General features: G+C 64.1%; 14 protein-coding genes. 8 read left to right on the plus strand and 6 right to left on the minus strand.

What is annotated here, in order from left to right; all coding sequences use genetic code 11:
- Positions 1–21 precede the first annotated feature (21 nt).
- From znuB to zur, 3 genes are read right to left on the minus strand one after another with little or no spacing between them, the layout of a single operon-like run.
- The gene (gene znuB / locus ACODSK_RS19625; RefSeq protein WP_489018391.1) at positions 22–804 is read right to left on the minus strand and encodes a zinc ABC transporter permease subunit ZnuB; all 783 of its coding nucleotides are present in this window, start codon (positions 802–804) and stop codon (positions 22–24) included.
- On the minus strand, positions 797–1,564 hold the full coding sequence (gene znuC / locus ACODSK_RS19630; protein WP_489018393.1) for a zinc ABC transporter ATP-binding protein ZnuC: 768 nt from the start codon (positions 1,562–1,564) through the stop codon (positions 797–799). Before znuC ends, znuB begins: the two co-directional genes overlap by 8 nt.
- Positions 1,564–2,046, minus strand: coding sequence for a zinc uptake transcriptional repressor Zur (gene zur / locus ACODSK_RS19635; protein ID WP_489018395.1), 483 nt, complete (start codon positions 2,044–2,046; stop codon positions 1,564–1,566). The genes znuC and zur overlap by 1 nt, the downstream gene beginning before the upstream one ends.
- A gap of 66 nt (positions 2,047–2,112) precedes the next feature.
- Between zur and ACODSK_RS19640 the strand changes: the two genes are divergently transcribed.
- Entirely contained in the window at positions 2,113–3,042 is a 930-nt protein-coding gene (locus tag ACODSK_RS19640; protein WP_489018397.1) for a zinc ABC transporter substrate-binding protein, read from the plus strand.
- 125 nt (positions 3,043–3,167) lie between these two features.
- Here ACODSK_RS19640 and ACODSK_RS19645 read toward each other — a convergent pair whose 3' ends face one another.
- Positions 3,168–4,118 (minus strand): homoserine kinase, encoded by a 951-nt coding sequence (locus ACODSK_RS19645; RefSeq protein ID WP_489018398.1) that lies wholly within the window; start codon positions 4,116–4,118, stop codon positions 3,168–3,170.
- Positions 4,119–4,181: 63 nt separating this feature from the next.
- Positions 4,182–4,469 (minus strand): DUF2782 domain-containing protein, encoded by a 288-nt coding sequence (locus ACODSK_RS19650; protein WP_489018399.1) that lies wholly within the window; start codon positions 4,467–4,469, stop codon positions 4,182–4,184.
- Between the two features lie 74 nt (positions 4,470–4,543).
- Here ACODSK_RS19650 and polA point away from each other — a divergent pair, with 74 nt between their 5' ends.
- The gene (polA, locus tag ACODSK_RS19655; RefSeq protein ID WP_489018400.1) at positions 4,544–7,354 is read left to right on the plus strand and encodes a DNA polymerase I; all 2,811 of its coding nucleotides are present in this window, start codon (positions 4,544–4,546) and stop codon (positions 7,352–7,354) included.
- Between the two features lie 303 nt (positions 7,355–7,657).
- On the opposite strand, the gene yihA is transcribed toward polA, so the two are convergent.
- Entirely contained in the window at positions 7,658–8,290 is a 633-nt protein-coding gene (gene yihA, locus ACODSK_RS19660) for a ribosome biogenesis GTP-binding protein YihA/YsxC (RefSeq protein WP_489018402.1), read from the minus strand.
- 191 nt (positions 8,291–8,481) lie between these two features.
- On the opposite strand from yihA, the gene ACODSK_RS19665 reads away from it, so the two are divergent.
- The 6 genes from ACODSK_RS19665 (at position 8,482) to ACODSK_RS19690 (ending at position 13,935) form a co-directional block, all read left to right on the plus strand.
- A complete protein-coding gene (locus tag ACODSK_RS19665; protein WP_489018403.1) occupies positions 8,482–8,772 on the plus strand; it encodes a c-type cytochrome in 291 nt (96 codons plus the stop codon).
- 46 nt (positions 8,773–8,818) lie between these two features.
- Positions 8,819–9,436: a c-type cytochrome gene (locus tag ACODSK_RS19670; protein WP_489018405.1), complete on the plus strand. Its 618-nt coding sequence runs from the start codon at positions 8,819–8,821 to the stop codon at positions 9,434–9,436.
- Between the two features lie 172 nt (positions 9,437–9,608).
- Positions 9,609–10,238 carry a thiol:disulfide interchange protein DsbA gene (dsbA, locus tag ACODSK_RS19675; protein ID WP_489018407.1) on the plus strand — a complete coding sequence of 210 codons (630 nt, stop codon included), beginning with the start codon at positions 9,609–9,611 and terminating at the stop codon, positions 10,236–10,238.
- A 12-nt stretch (positions 10,239–10,250) separates the two neighbouring features.
- Positions 10,251–11,105, plus strand: coding sequence for an endonuclease/exonuclease/phosphatase family protein (locus tag ACODSK_RS19680; protein ID WP_489018408.1), 855 nt, complete (start codon positions 10,251–10,253; stop codon positions 11,103–11,105).
- A 24-nt stretch (positions 11,106–11,129) separates the two neighbouring features.
- A complete protein-coding gene (locus tag ACODSK_RS19685; RefSeq protein ID WP_489018409.1) occupies positions 11,130–13,085 on the plus strand; it encodes a diguanylate cyclase in 1,956 nt (651 codons plus the stop codon).
- A 64-nt stretch (positions 13,086–13,149) separates the two neighbouring features.
- Positions 13,150–13,935, plus strand: coding sequence for an N-acetylmuramoyl-L-alanine amidase (locus tag ACODSK_RS19690; RefSeq protein WP_489018411.1), 786 nt, complete (start codon positions 13,150–13,152; stop codon positions 13,933–13,935).
- Positions 13,936–14,066: the final 131 nt, after the last annotated feature.

The raw sequence follows: 14,066 nt of genomic DNA on the forward strand, positions 1-14,066 counted from the left end.
AGGTGGCGCCCGGGATTCCGTTCAGCGCTTGGGCAGGGCCAAGCTCAGCAAGAATAGCACCGCCGCACAGACCACGATCGAAGGGCCGGCGGGGGTGTCCTTGAACCAGGACATGGCCAGGCCGCCGCACACCGCGACGACCCCGATAAGACTGGCACCGAGGGCCATTTGTTCCGGAGAGCGCGCATGTCTTTGCGCGGCGGCGGCAGGGATGATCAGCAGCGAGGTGATCAACAGCACGCCGACGATCTTCATGGCCACGGCGATGACGATGGCGATCAGCAGCATCAGCGCCAGGCGCAGGCCGGCGACCGGCAGGCCTTCGACCCGGGCCAGTTCCTCATGCACGGTGACCGCCAGCAGCGGCCGCCACAGGGCGACCATCAGCAACAGCACCGCGGCGCTGCCGCCGAGGATCCAGCCGAGGTCGCCGGGGCTGATCGCCAGCAGGTCGCCGAACAGGTAGCTCATCAGGTCGATGCGCACGTCGTGCATGAAGCTCAGGGCCACCAGTCCGAGGGACAGGGTGCTGGGGGCGAGAATGCCGAGCAGGGTGTCCGAGGCCAGCGGCTGGCGTTGTTGCAGGGTGACCAGCAGCAGCGCCAGCAACAGGCAGCCGACGGTGACCGCCAGCGCCGGGCTGATATCGAGCATGAAGCCCATGGCCACGCCGAGCAGTGCGGCATGGGACAGGGTGTCGCCGAAGTAGGCCATGCGCCGCCAGACCACGAAGGAGCCGAGAGGGCCGGCGACCACGGCCAGGGCCAGGCCTGCGAGCAGGGCGTAGAGCAGGAAATCAGCCATGCTTGCAGTTTTCTCCGTGCACATGCGGGGTGACCACCGAACCGTGCAGGTCGTGGCTGTGGTCGTGATGGTGGTGATAGATCGCCAGGCTCGGCGCGTTGTTGCCGAACAGCTCGACGAAAGCCGGGTCGCCGCTGACCTGCTCCGGGTGCCCCGAGCAGCAGACGTGGCGGTTGAGGCAGACCACCTGGTCGGTGGTGCTCATGACCAGGTGCAGGTCGTGGGAGACCATCAGCACGCCGCAATGGTGACGGTCGCGCAGGCGGGTGATCAGGCTGTAAAGCTCGGCCTGGCCGGCAACGTCAACGCCCTGTACCGGCTCGTCCAGCACCAGCAGCTCGGGTTCGCGCAGCAGGGCGCGGGCCAGCAGCACGCGTTGCATTTCGCCACCGGAGATGGTCTGGATCGGGCTGTCGATCACCTGTTCGGCGCCGACTTCTTCCAGGGCTGCGAGGGCGGCGGCGCGGTCAACACCCGGGACCAGGCGCAGGAAACGCAGCACCGAGAGCGGCAGGGTGGCATCTACCTGGAGCTTTTGCGGCATGTAGCCGATCCGCAGCTTCGGCTTGCGCCAGACGCTGCCGCTGCTTGGCTTGAGCAGGCCGAGGACGCTGCGCACCAGGGTGGTCTTGCCGGCGCCGTTGGGGCCGATCAGGGTGACGATCTGGCCCGGTTCGACGGTCAGGTCGATGCTGTCGAGGATGCTCTGCCCGCCGATGGTCACGGCCACCTGTTGCAGGCGGATCAAGGCGTTGCTCATCAGGCGCTCCGGCAACTGGCGCAGAGCCCGACCACTTCGACGGTCTGCGTTTCGACGCTGAAACCGACGTCCTTGGCGCTGGCGACGATGGCGTTGCTGATTGCGGTCTGCTCCAGCTCGATCGCCACGTGGCATTCGCGGCAGATCAGGAACTGGCCCTGGTGCGCGTGCTCGGGGTGGTTGCAGCCGATAAAGGCGTTGAGCGAGGCGATGCGGTGCACCAGGCTGTTTTCCAGGAGGAAGTCCAGTGCCCGATAAACGGTCGGTGGCGCGGCGCGGCGGCCATCCTGTTCGCTCAGCACGGCAAGGATGTCATAGGCGCCCAGGGGCTTGTGGCTTTGCCACACCAGCTCCAGCACGCGCCGGCGCAGGGCGGTCAGGCGCAGCCCCTGGCGGGCACACAGCGCGTCGGCTTCGGCCAGGGCGGTGTGGACGCAATGGGAGTGATCGTGAGGACGATTGGCCAGGGGAGTATTGGGCATGGGCGGCGACGGTTTTGGTGAGAGACGTTATTATGTTACCTGTCTTTGCCTCAACGAGCGCTCATCGTGTCCCGATTTTTTGCCCTTTTTGTCGCTTTTGCCTCAACCCTCGTCGTGCTCAGCCCGGCTCGGGCCGAGGTTCGGGTGCTGACCAGCATCCAGCCGTTGCAACTGATCGCAGCCGCCGTCCAGGACGGTGTCGGCAAGCCGGAGGTGCTGCTGCCACCGGGCGCTTCGCCGCACCATTACGCGCTGAGACCGTCGGATGTGCGGCGGGTGGCGGAGGTCGATCTGCTGTACTGGGTTGGCCCGGATATGGAAGGGTTCCTGCCTCGCGTGGTCAATGGTCGCGGCAAGCCCACGGTAGCGGTGCAGAGCCTGCCGGGCATGAGCCTGCGTCATTTCGGCGAGGACAGTCACTCCCATGAAGAGCACGCGGACGATGCCGATGAGCACGACCATGACCACCGGCCCGGCAGCCTTGATGCCCACCTGTGGCTGTCGACGGTCAATGCCCGGGTGATCGCCGCACGCATGGCCAGCGACCTGAGCGCTGCCGATCCGGCCAACGCCGTCCGCTACCAAAGTAACCTGAAAGCCTTCGAACAACGCCTGGATGCACTGGACCAGCGCTTGAAGCAGCGCTTGGCCGGGGTGGCGGGCAAGCCGTTCTTCGTGTTCCACGAGGCGTTCGATTATTTCGAGTCGGCTTATGGGGTGAAGCACGCTGGTGTGTTCAGCGTGGCGGCGGAGGTTCAGCCGGGTGCCCAGCATGTGGCGGCGATGCGCAAGCGGCTGCAGGAAGTTGGCAAGACCTGCGTGTTCAGCGAGCCGCCGCTGCGCCCGCGACTGGCCGAGACCCTGACTGCGGGCCTGCCGGTGAAGCTGGCGGAGCTGGATGCGCTGGGTGGGACGCTGCCGGTGACGGCTCAGGGGTATGAGCAGTTGCTGGATAACCTGGGCAATGGCTTGGCGGGGTGCCTGGAAAGTCTCTAAACCCCTGGGTACGACGCGGCCCCTGTGGGAGCGGGTTCACCGGGACGCCGGACCGCCGCGATTGCAATAGTGAATCCGCCATCGCAATCGCGGGTGAACCCGCTCCCACAGGGGCCGCGTGCTAATCACAAAGCGAACGGCAGCGCCAGATTCACCTCAAGCCGCGCCTTCAGGCGCACCTCGAACTCCGCCGGATCGTGAATCATCACGTCCATCCCGGCGAACGATTCCGCCGCGATCAGCCGCGACAGCCAGAAGCGCACGCACGCCACCCGCAACATCACCGGCCATTCTTCGGCTTCCGCCGCAGTGAACGGTCGCAGCGCCGCGTAGGCGCCGAGGAAGGCCCGGGCGCGCGGCAGGTCGATCTCTCCCGCCTCGTCACAACACCAATCGTTCAGGCTGATCGCCAGGTCATAGAGCATCGGCCCCGAGCAGGCGTTGTAGAAGTCGATCACGCCAGTCAGGTGAGTACCTTCGAACATGGCGTTGTCGCGGAACAGGTCGGCATGCACGTTGGCCCGGGGCAGGGCCATGATCCGTGCATGGTGGCTGCTGATTTCGTCCAGGCTGGCCTTGAGCAGCGCTTGCTGCCCGGCATTCAGCCGCGGCATCAGTTCGTTGCCTGCTTCCAGCATCCAGTCCAGGCCACGGTCGGTCTTGCGTTCCAGGGTGTGTTCGCGGGTCGCCAGGTGCAGGTGGGCCATGAACTCGGCGACTTGCACGCAATGCTGGGCGTTCGGTGCCTTGATGTGCTTGCCGGCCAGGCGCGGTTGCAGCAGCGCCGGCTTGCCGGCCAGTTCGCGCAGGGCCACGCCGTCGCTGGCGGGGATGGCATAGGGCACCGGCAGGTCGGCCTGGTGCAGCACTTCGAGCAGTTCGACGAAGAACGGCAGGTCCTGGATCGGCCCGCGCTCTACCAGTGTCAGCACGAACTCCCCCTGTTCGAGGCTGATGAAGAAGTTGCTGTTCTCGGTACCGGCGGCGATGCCCTGGAAGTCCAGCAGGCGGCCCAGTCCATAGGGGGCCAGGAAGGTTTCCAGCTGCGGCCGGGTCAGGGGGGTGAAGACAGACATGGTCAAAAACTGCTCATGCAGGCACGCCGTCGCGACGTGCCGGGTGGATGTTAAAGGTCCGCGTTACCACTCGAAGATTTTCCAGGAAGGAATCAGCATGTCGGGTTGGTCGGACCGGATGAAATTGGCTTCGGTACCATCGGCGCGCACCAGGAAGTACGGCTTGCCGTTCTTCGGGGTGATCTTGATCGCGTACAGGAAGCCGTTCTGACGGTATTCCTGGATGGTCTTGTCGCCTTCCGTGCGAATGGTGACTTCCGGCTCGGCAGACGGTGCGTCGTCCGCTGCCAGGGCTGCGACAGGCGTGCCGACCAGGAGGCCGAGCAACAACAGGCGATTGAGTGTACCCATGATAACCTTGTCCCTTTGTCGTCAATGTTCCGGACATTCTAGCGCCGGGCCCGTCGAAAAGGTTGATTCCGCTCATGAGCCAAACCCCCCTCGTCCTGGTGGACGGTTCTTCGTACCTCTACCGCGCGTTCCACGCTCTGCCGCCGCTGACCACGTCCAAGGGCATGCCGTCCGGTGCGGTCAAGGGTGTGCTGAACATGCTCAGAAGCCTGCGCAAGCAGTACCCGGACAGCCCGTTCGCCGTGGTCTTCGACGCCAAGGGCGGGACCTTCCGCGACGAGCTGTTCGCCGACTACAAGGCCAACCGTCCGAGCATGCCCGATGAAATGCGCGTGCAGATCGAACCCCTGCATGCCGCCGTGCGCGCCCTGGGCTTCCCGCTGCTGTGCGTCGAGGGCGTCGAGGCCGATGATGTGATCGGCACCCTGGCCCGCAGCAGCGCCGCCGCGGCGCGTCCGGTGGTGGTCTCCACCGGCGACAAGGACATGGCGCAGCTGGTGGACGAGCACGTTACGCTGGTCAACACCATGACCGGAACCGTGCTGGATATCGAAGGCGTAAAAGGGAAATTCGGTGTCGCTCCGGAACAGATCATCGACCTGCTGGCGCTGATGGGCGATACCGCCGACAACATTCCCGGGGTGAAGGGCGTTGGCGAGAAAACCGCCGTCGGCCTGCTGGTCGGGGTGAATGGTGGCCTCAAGGAGCTTTACGACAACCTCGAGCTGGTCCCGACCCTGCCGATCCGCGGCGCCAAGACCCTGCCGGCCAAGCTGCTGGAGAGCAAGGAAATGGCCTTCCTCTCCTATCAGTTGGCGACCATCAAGTGCGACGTCGAGCTGGAGGTCGGCCTCGACGACCTGCATCTGGGCGAGCCGGATCGCGACAAGCTGATGGAGATCTACACCCTGCTGGAGTTCAAGGGCTGGATCGACGAGCTGGAGCGCGAGGCGCGCCGTGCTGCGCAGCCTGCTCCGGCGGCGGCGCTGGAGCTGGTCGTGGCCACTGCCGGTAATGAGGCTGTGGTGTCCGAGGTCGAAGCGCCGGCGGAGCCGGTGTACGAAACCATCCTCGACCAGGCGCGTTTCGACGCCTGGCTGCAGAAGCTCAAGGACGCCCCACTGTTCGCCTTCGACACCGAGACCACCGGCCTCGATGCGCAGCAGGCGCAGCTGGTTGGCGTATCCTTCGCGGTGAAGGCCCACGAAGCGGCCTATGTCCCGTTGACCCACAGCTACCCGGATGCCCCGGTGCAACTGGACCGTGACCAGGTCCTGCTGGCCCTCAAGCCGTTGCTGGAAGACCCGGCCAAGCTCAAGGTCGGCCAGCACGCCAAGTACGATATGAACATCCTCGCCAACTGCGCGATCGGCGGCGACCCGGCCAACGGCATTACCGTTCGCGGCATTGCTTTCGACACCATGCTCGAATCCTATGTGCTCAACTCCACGGCGATCCGCCATGACATGGACAGCCTGGCGAAGAAGTACCTCGACTACGACACCGTGAAGTTCGAGGACATCGCCGGCAAGGGCGCCAAGCAGGTGACCTTCGACAAGATCCCGCTGGACAAGGCCGGCCCCTACGCCGCCGAAGATGCCGACGTGACCCTGCGCCTGCACCAGACCTTGTTCGCCCAATTGCAGGCGATCCCGTCGCTGGCCGGTGTGCTGACTGATATCGAGATGCCGCTGGTGCCGGTGCTGGCGCGCATCGAGCGTCAGGGCGCGCTGGTCGACCCGGACCTGCTGAAGCTGCAGAGCCAGGAACTGGGCGACAAGATGGTCGAGCTCGAGCGCGAGGCCATCGAGCTGGCCGGCGAGCCGTTCAATCTGGGATCGCCGCGTCAGCTGGGGGCGATCCTCTATGACAAGTTCGGCCTGCCGGTATTGAAGAAGACCGCCAAGGGCCAGCCGTCCACCGCCGAGGACGTCCTCGACGAACTGGCCGAGGAAGGCTATCCGCTGCCGCGGGTGCTGATGCAGTACCGCTCGCTGAGCAAGCTCAAGAGCACCTACACCGATCGTCTGCCGGAGCAGATCAACCCGCGTACCCAGCGTATTCACACGTCCTACGGTCAGGCGGTGGCGGCCACTGGTCGCCTGTCGTCCAGTGACCCGAACCTGCAGAACATCCCGGCGCGTACCGCCGAAGGCCGGCGTATCCGCCAGGCGTTCATCGCACCGAAGGGCTACAAGCTGCTGGCAGCGGACTACTCGCAGATCGAGCTGCGCATCATGGCCCACCTGTCCCGCGACGAAGGGCTGATGAACGCTTTCCGTGACGGCCTCGATGTGCACACCGCCACCGCTGCCGAAGTGTTCAACGTGGCCCTGGACCAGGTGACTTCCGACCAACGGCGTAGCGCCAAGGCGATCAACTTCGGTCTGATCTATGGCATGGGCGCGAAGAAGCTGGGCAAGGACATCGGCGTCGAGACCAAGCAGGCCAAGGCCTACATCGATGCCTACTTCGCCCGCTATCCGGGTGTGCGCGAGTACATGGACAGCACCCGCAAGCAGGCCGCCGAGCAAGGCTTCGTGGAAACCCTGTTCGGCCGCCGCCTGTATCTGCCGGCGATCAACTCCAGCCGGCCGATGGAGCGCGCCGGGGCCGAGCGCACGGCGATCAACGCGCCGATGCAGGGCACCGCGGCGGACATCATCAAGCGCGCCATGGTCGCAGTGGACAACTGGCTGGAAAGCTCCGGCCTGGACGCCCGGGTGATCCTTCAGGTGCATGACGAACTGGTGCTGGAGGTACGCGAAGACCTGGTCGAGCAGGTTCGTGAAGAAATTCGCCCGCACATGAGCAACGCCGCACAACTGGATGTTCCGTTGGTGGTGGATGTAGGAGTTGGGTCGAACTGGGACGAAGCGCACTGATTGTGCAGGTAAATGTTGCGACATAAGGTCGCAGACAATGCCCGACTCCAGTGGTCGGGCATTAAGCAATTTCCTACTTATCGCAAATAGTTTCTACACGCCCGGAACTAATCCGGTGAACCGACACTCAGAGTTACTGAATGGCTGGTGAAGCCCTTCAATGCTCCTATGTTGTGTTAAGTGTTGGCAGATATCCGGACCCCGCCCTAGCGGTTCGGAACTTGAACCCCGAACTTCCCCCTCCCCATACGAAGTCCGGGGTTTTTTTTGCCCGGAATTTACCGGGCAACCCCGCCGCAGCCCTTATTCCGCCGGCTTGTCAGCCAGTTCCAGCCAGCGCGCGAGCACGCCGTAGGCCTCTTCCAGGCCCTGGCGCTTGGGCGCCGAGAACAGCTGGATGGTGATGCTGTCGCCCCAACCCTTGCGGATCTCCGACTGCACCTTGAGCAGGGTGTTCTTGGCCGCGCCGAAGGTCAGCTTGTCGGCCTTGGTCAGCAGGATATGCATGGGCATGCCGCTGGCCTTGGACCAGTCCAGCATCATCTTGTCGAAGTCGGTCATCGGATGGCGCACGTCCATCATCAGGATCAGACCCTTCAACGCCTCGCGGCTGCCCAGGTAGGCCTCCAGGTGGCGCTGCCAGTGCTGCTTGAGCGGGATCGGCACCTTTGCATATCCGTAGCCCGGCAGGTCGACCAAACGCCGATCGTCATCCAGACTGAAGAAGTTCAACAACTGGGTCCGACCCGGGGTTTTCGAAGTGCGCGCCAGGCTGGCGTGGGTCAGGGTGTTGAGGGCGCTGGACTTGCCGGCGTTGGAACGGCCGGCGAAGGCGACTTCGTAGCCTTGGTCAGGCGGACACTGGTCGACCTTGGCGGCACTGAGGGCGAATTTTGCCGTTTGGCAAAGTCCGAGGATGGGGTTTTTGACTTGCATGGGATGTCCGAAGTGAGCGTTGCCCGGGGTGGGTGCGGCAGGTGGTTCGTTTCCGTTTCGGCAACGGGAGTATATAATGCCCTAGATTTTGTGTGCGCATTATCCCAGCGTAGGACGATGTGCACGGGGGCCCAGACTTTAAAGCTTGCGCAACAGAACGCAATGAGTCCCCAACCCTGAAGGGTCGTTGAATGACGAAATGGCTGCTTGCAATCGGTGTCTTGATACCGTTTTCCAGCGCTCAGGCTACACAGGATCCCGAGGCGTTGTACAACCGCACGTGTGCGGCCTGTCACGCCGGGCAGCTGCCACAGGCCCCGCAAGCGGGCGACCGTGCAGCCTGGGAGCCAAGGCTGGCGCAGGGTATGGAGATATTGGTCGGGCATGTAACCCAGGGTTTCAAGGCTATGCCACCGCGTGGATTGTGCATGGACTGCAGTGCCGAGGACTACCAGGCAATCATCGATTGGATGAGCCGCTAGCCCCGATACATAACTCTTTCACCCTTAGCCGTAGTTGGATTAGCTGATGAACAAACTGATCGTGAGTCTGCTGTTGACCCTGGGCGTTACAGGCGGCGCCAATGCCGCTGGCACTATCGTTGGCGATGCCGCTGCCGGTCAGGCAAAAGCGGCCGTTTGCGGGGCTTGTCACAGCCCGGACGGCAACAGCGTCGCTCCTAACTTCCCGAAACTTGCAGGCCAGGGCGAGCGTTACCTGAGCAAGCAGATGCACGACATCAAGGACGGCAAGCGCACCGTCCTGGAAATGACCGGCCTGCTGACCAACCTCAGCGATCAGGACCTGGCCGACATCGCTGCCTACTTCGCCAGCCAGAAAGGCAGCGTCGGTGCCGCCGACCCGGCGCTGGTCGAACGTGGTCGCGCCCTGTTCAACGGCGGTGACCTGAGCAAGGGCCTGCCGGCCTGCACCGGTTGCCACTCGCCAAATGGCTCGGGCCTCGCAGCCGCCGGTTTCCCGCATCTGGGCGGCCAGCATGCGCAATACGTCACCAAGCAACTGACCGATTTCCGTGAAGGCGATCGTACCAACGACGGTGATGCGACCACCATGCGCACCATCGCGTCGAAGCTGAGCAACAAGGACATCGCCGCGCTGGCCAGCTACATCCAGGGCCTGCACTGATCCGGATGGCAATGTTAACGCTGCGTTAATGACGCCTGTCGAACATGAAAAGGGTGGCTTCGGCCACCCTTTTTTCATTCTTCTGCCGTTACACTTACGAACTCGCACCCGCCTTGGCCTGTCAGAAAGACACGTCGTTTCAGGGCGATCAAAGACTGCACAGGAGCAAAGCATGCGTAATCTGATTCTCAGCGCCGCGCTGGTAGCCGCCAGCGTCTTCGGTATGACTGCCCACGCCGCCGAGCCGGAGGCGGGCAAGGAATACATCGAGCTGAGCAACCCGGTGCCAGTATCCCAGCCGGGCAAGATCGAAGTCGTCGAACTCTTCTGGTACGGCTGCCCGCACTGCTACCACTTCGAACCGACCATCAACCCGTGGATCGACAAGCTGCCCGCCGATGTCAACTTCAAGCGCGTGCCGGCCATGTTCGGCGGCCCATGGGATGCCCACGGCCAGATGTTCCTGACCCTCGAAGCCATGGGCGTCGAGCACAAGGTCCACGCGGCGGTGTTCGATGCCATCCAGAACCAGCGCAAGCGCCTGACCGATCCGGCCGACATGGCTGACTTCCTGGCCACCCAGGGCGTCGACAAGGACAAGTTCCTCGCGACCTTCAACTCCTTTGCCATCAGGGGTCAGGTCAACCAGGCCAAGGAACTGGCGAAGAAGTACGAGATCACCGGCGTACCGAGCATGGTGGTCAACGGCAAGTACCGCTTCGACCTGGGCAGCGCCGGTGGTCCGGAAGGCGTGCTGAACGTCGCCGACCAGCTGATCGCCAAGGAGCGCGCCGCTAAGTAAGCGGCGACCGCCATGGCGCGCTGGAGAAGCGAGCGGGTCGTCGGCCTGTGTGATCCACGGGTCAACGAGTCGCACCTGGACAGCAACAACCTGCCCCGGGACGGCCGCCTGCGCCTGCTCAGCTTCAATATCCAGGTCGGGATCAGCACCGAGCGCTATCGTCACTACGTGACCCGCAGCTGGCAGCATCTGCTGCCGCATGTGGGGCGTGCCGGCAACCTGCAGAAGATCGGTGCGCTGCTCAGCGATTTCGACCTGGTGGCCCTGCAGGAGGCCGATGGCGGCAGCCTGCGCTCGGGCTACGTCAACCAGGTCGAGCATCTCGCCCATCTCGGTGCCTTCCCCTACTGGTACCAGCAGCTCAACCGCAACCTCGGGCGTTTTGCCCAGCACAGCAACGGCGTGCTCAGCCGACTCAAGCCGCAACTGCTCGAAGACCACCCGTTGCCCGGCCCGGCCGGTCGCGGGGCGATCCTGGTGCGTTTCGGTGAAGGCGACGACGCCCTGGTCGTGGTGATGATGCACCTGGCCCTGGGTTCCAAGACCCGTGCGCGCCAGCTCGCCTACATCCGCGAACTGATTGGAGGCTATCGCCACCAGGTGCTGATGGGCGACATGAACACCCACGCCACCGACCTGCTGCAACACTCTCCCCTGCGCGACCTTGGCCTCATCGCGCCACAGGTCGAAGCCACCTTCCCCAGCTGGCGTCCACAACGTTGCCTGGATCACATTCTGCTCAGCCCGAGCTTGACCCTGGAAAAGGTCGAAGTGCTTTCACAGCCGATTTCCGATCATTTGCCCGTGGCTGTCGAGATTCGTTTGCCTGATGCCCTGTCTGTGGATACGCTTCCGGTTTTGCGTTAGTCCCCCTGAATTGCGGGCCCGGGCATGAGCGACGAAGCAGAGCGCTGGAAAGAGAAGTACCTCAAAAGCATCGAGCAGCAGGAAAAGCTGGAGCGCCGTTGGGAGGCCCGCCTCGACCTGCTGCGTCGCGGTCTTGTGCGCAGCACCCTGGCCGCCGAGGGCAGCGATCGCGTGGTGGACGAGTGCATGAAGGAAATGCGCGACGTCATCCGTGGCGACAACATGGACGCCGGTCTCGCCGGCCTGATCCCGCGCCTGGAAAAAGCCGTGCTCGACTCCGAGCAGCGCCGGGCCACGCGCGTGACCCAGGTGACCACGGCACTCACCTCGCTGGTCAATCAGCTCCAGGCCCTGTCCCTGCCCAGTGATGTGCGCCGCCCGTTGAAGAAACTGGGCAAGCAGGTCGAGGCCCGCGCTGGTCAGTCGCGGGAGGTTCCGCTGCTGCTGAGCGAACTGAGCAAATTGCAGGGCGAAGCCCTTGGCGTGCTGACCCATCCGGATGAGCAGAACCGCCCGGGCTTCCTGCAGCGCCTGTTTGGAGGTCGGGAGACGGCCGCTTCAGCTGCCGGCGAAGCGCCTGCGCAGGAGTTTGCCGCGCCGCTTGCACCTGAGGCGCCGCGAGTCGAAGCTGCCCCGATAGCCGACATCGATGAGTTGCGACCTTCGCCAGTGGTTGCCGAAGCCATTGAGCTCAAGACGCCAGAGCCTGCGCCGGTCATCGACGTCACTCCCGTACCTGCGCCTGAAGTCGTGGAGCCGCCAGCCGCCGAGCCGGAAGTCGCCAGCCCTGCTCCCGAGGAAGCCGCGGAGCCCGTGGCTGTCGAAGCCGAACCGGAGCCTGTCGAGGCCGGGCCCGAGACGCAGGCAGAAGAGCCAGTCGCGGAACTGACTGCCGAGCAGATGCTCTACGCCCTCCCCGACGGCACCGAGCCCACCTATAGCTCGGTCGCCACCCATATCGAGGAAACCCTGCTCGGCCTGCTCGACGACCTGGCCCTGCCGGAGCGCCACCGGCCCCAGGCGGAGTCGATGCGGGCTCGCCTTGAGCACGGCCTGAACTGGTACGAGCTGCTCCCGGTGCTGGATGATCTGGCTGTGCTGATGCTGGCCATCACCGACAGTGGCCAGCACGAGTTCGAGGCCTACCTGCAACAGCTCAACGAGCGTCTGGAATCGTTCCAGAGTCACCTGCAGGAGGCCAGCGAAGGCCACGCCGACAATCAGACCGCCGAGCGCGACCTCAACAGCCAGCTGCGCGAACAGGTCGACGGCCTGCATAGCAGCGTGCAGGGCGCCGCCGACCTGGACAGCCTCAAGCATGTGCTGGAAGGCCGCCTCGAAGGGCTGCTCGGCACCATGGACGAACATCAGCAGCAGCGTGACAAGCGCGAAGAGGAAATGGCCACCCGCCTCAAGGGCCTGTCCGAACGGGTCGCGCACATGGAGCAGGAAGCCCAGGGCTACCGCGAGCACCTGGAGGAACAGCGGCAGAAGGCCCTGGTCGATCCGCTCACCGGCCTGCCCAACCGTGCCGCCTGGTCCGAGCGCCTGGACCTGGAAGTCGCCGATTGGCAGGACAAGGGCGGCCACCTGCTGATGGCGATCCTCGACCTCGACCACTTCAAGCGCATCAACGACAGCTACGGCCACCTGGCCGGCGACAAGGTCCTGAAGATCGTCGCCAACGAGTTGCGCAAGCGCTTGCGGGCGCGCGACTTCATCGCCCGCTTCGGCGGCGAGGAGTTCGTTCTGCTGGTGCCGCAGACTGCCCTTGCCGGTGGTCTACAGTTGGCAGAGAGCCTGCGCGCGGCGGTGGAAGCCTGTCCGTTCCACTTCAAGGGCGAGCGGGTCACCATCACCTTGTCGGTGGGCATCACCGCGTTCCGCGACGGCGAACGCAGCGACATTGTCCTCAAGCGCGCCGACGAAGCCCTGTATCGGGCCAAGCACCTCGGGCGCAACCGCGTGGAACAGGGGTAAGCGGCCCTTCCTGAGGTACGTTATGCTATTGCATTACACACTTCCCAGGCGTCGCCCCTTTTTCATGAAAGCGTTTTTCTCCGCCCTTCTGCTGGCCGTGCTTGCCGGTTGTACCAGTACTCCGCAACTGCGTATCGACCACAGCCATACCTCGGCCAACCAGGACAGCCGCATCCAGTTCGTCATCCTGCACTACACCAACGCCTCGCTGGAGCGTTCGCTGGCCTTGCTGACCCATGGCGAAGTCAGCAGCCACTACCTGATCGGCGATGACAGCAACGCCACCATTTACCAACTGGTCGACGAGAATCGCCGCGCCTGGCACGCCGGGGAAAGCCAGTGGGAAGGCCGCACCTGGCTCAACTCCACCTCGATCGGCATCGAGATCGTCAACCCCGGCTTCACCGACACCCCGACCGGACGGGTCTGGCACCCCTACAGCGAAGCGCAGGTGCAAGCGCTGATCCTGCTGCTCAAGGACATCGCCCAGCGCAATAACATCCAGCCCCGGCACATCATTGGCCACAGCGATATCGCGCCGCTGCGCAAGCTCGACCCGGGGCCGATGTTCCCCTGGAAGCGCCTGGCCGACGAGGGCCTGGGCATCTGGCCGCAGGCGAACGCGGTTGCCCAGCAGCAGGCGCGCTTTGCGGTGAATCCTCCGAGCATCACCTGGTACCAGCAGCAACTGGCGCGTTTCGGCTATGCCATCGAGCAGACCGGCGTGTATGACGTTGCTACCCGTCATGTCATTGCCGCCTTCCAGATGCGCTTCCGCCCGCAGCGCTTCGATGGCCAGCCGGATGCCCAGACCGCGGCGATGCTGCAGGTGCTGAACAACCAGCGCTAGCGTTGGTGAAGCTGATGACCTCATCGTTGGCAAGCCAGCTCCCACAGGGTGCTGTGGAGCACACAAGATCAGTGATAGCTGGCTTGCCAGCGATGAGCATAGGTATCTACACAACTTCAGATCAGCCATGA

Source organism: Pseudomonas sp. FG98 (assembly GCF_057808595.1).

Excerpts from the sequence above, each read along its gene's own strand:
- znuB (WP_489018391.1), bottom strand. The coding sequence starts at position 804 with ATGGCTGATTTCCTGCTCTACGCCCTGCTCGCAGGCCTGGCCCTGGCC.
- znuC (WP_489018393.1), bottom strand. The coding sequence starts at position 1,564 with ATGAGCAACGCCTTGATCCGCCTGCAACAGGTGGCCGTGACCATCGGC.
- zur (WP_489018395.1), bottom strand. The coding sequence starts at position 2,046 with ATGCCCAATACTCCCCTGGCCAATCGTCCTCACGATCACTCCCATTGC.
- ACODSK_RS19645 (WP_489018398.1), bottom strand. The coding sequence starts at position 4,118 with ATGTCTGTCTTCACCCCCCTGACCCGGCCGCAGCTGGAAACCTTCCTG.
- ACODSK_RS19650 (WP_489018399.1), bottom strand. The coding sequence starts at position 4,469 with ATGGGTACACTCAATCGCCTGTTGTTGCTCGGCCTCCTGGTCGGCACG.
- polA (WP_489018400.1), top strand. The coding sequence starts at position 4,544 with ATGAGCCAAACCCCCCTCGTCCTGGTGGACGGTTCTTCGTACCTCTAC.
- yihA (WP_489018402.1), bottom strand. The coding sequence starts at position 8,290 with ATGCAAGTCAAAAACCCCATCCTCGGACTTTGCCAAACGGCAAAATTC.
- ACODSK_RS19665 (WP_489018403.1), top strand. The coding sequence starts at position 8,482 with ATGACGAAATGGCTGCTTGCAATCGGTGTCTTGATACCGTTTTCCAGC.
- ACODSK_RS19670 (WP_489018405.1), top strand. The coding sequence starts at position 8,819 with ATGAACAAACTGATCGTGAGTCTGCTGTTGACCCTGGGCGTTACAGGC.
- dsbA (WP_489018407.1), top strand. The coding sequence starts at position 9,609 with ATGCGTAATCTGATTCTCAGCGCCGCGCTGGTAGCCGCCAGCGTCTTC.
- ACODSK_RS19680 (WP_489018408.1), top strand. The coding sequence starts at position 10,251 with ATGGCGCGCTGGAGAAGCGAGCGGGTCGTCGGCCTGTGTGATCCACGG.
- ACODSK_RS19685 (WP_489018409.1), top strand. The coding sequence starts at position 11,130 with ATGAGCGACGAAGCAGAGCGCTGGAAAGAGAAGTACCTCAAAAGCATC.
- ACODSK_RS19690 (WP_489018411.1), top strand. The coding sequence starts at position 13,150 with ATGAAAGCGTTTTTCTCCGCCCTTCTGCTGGCCGTGCTTGCCGGTTGT.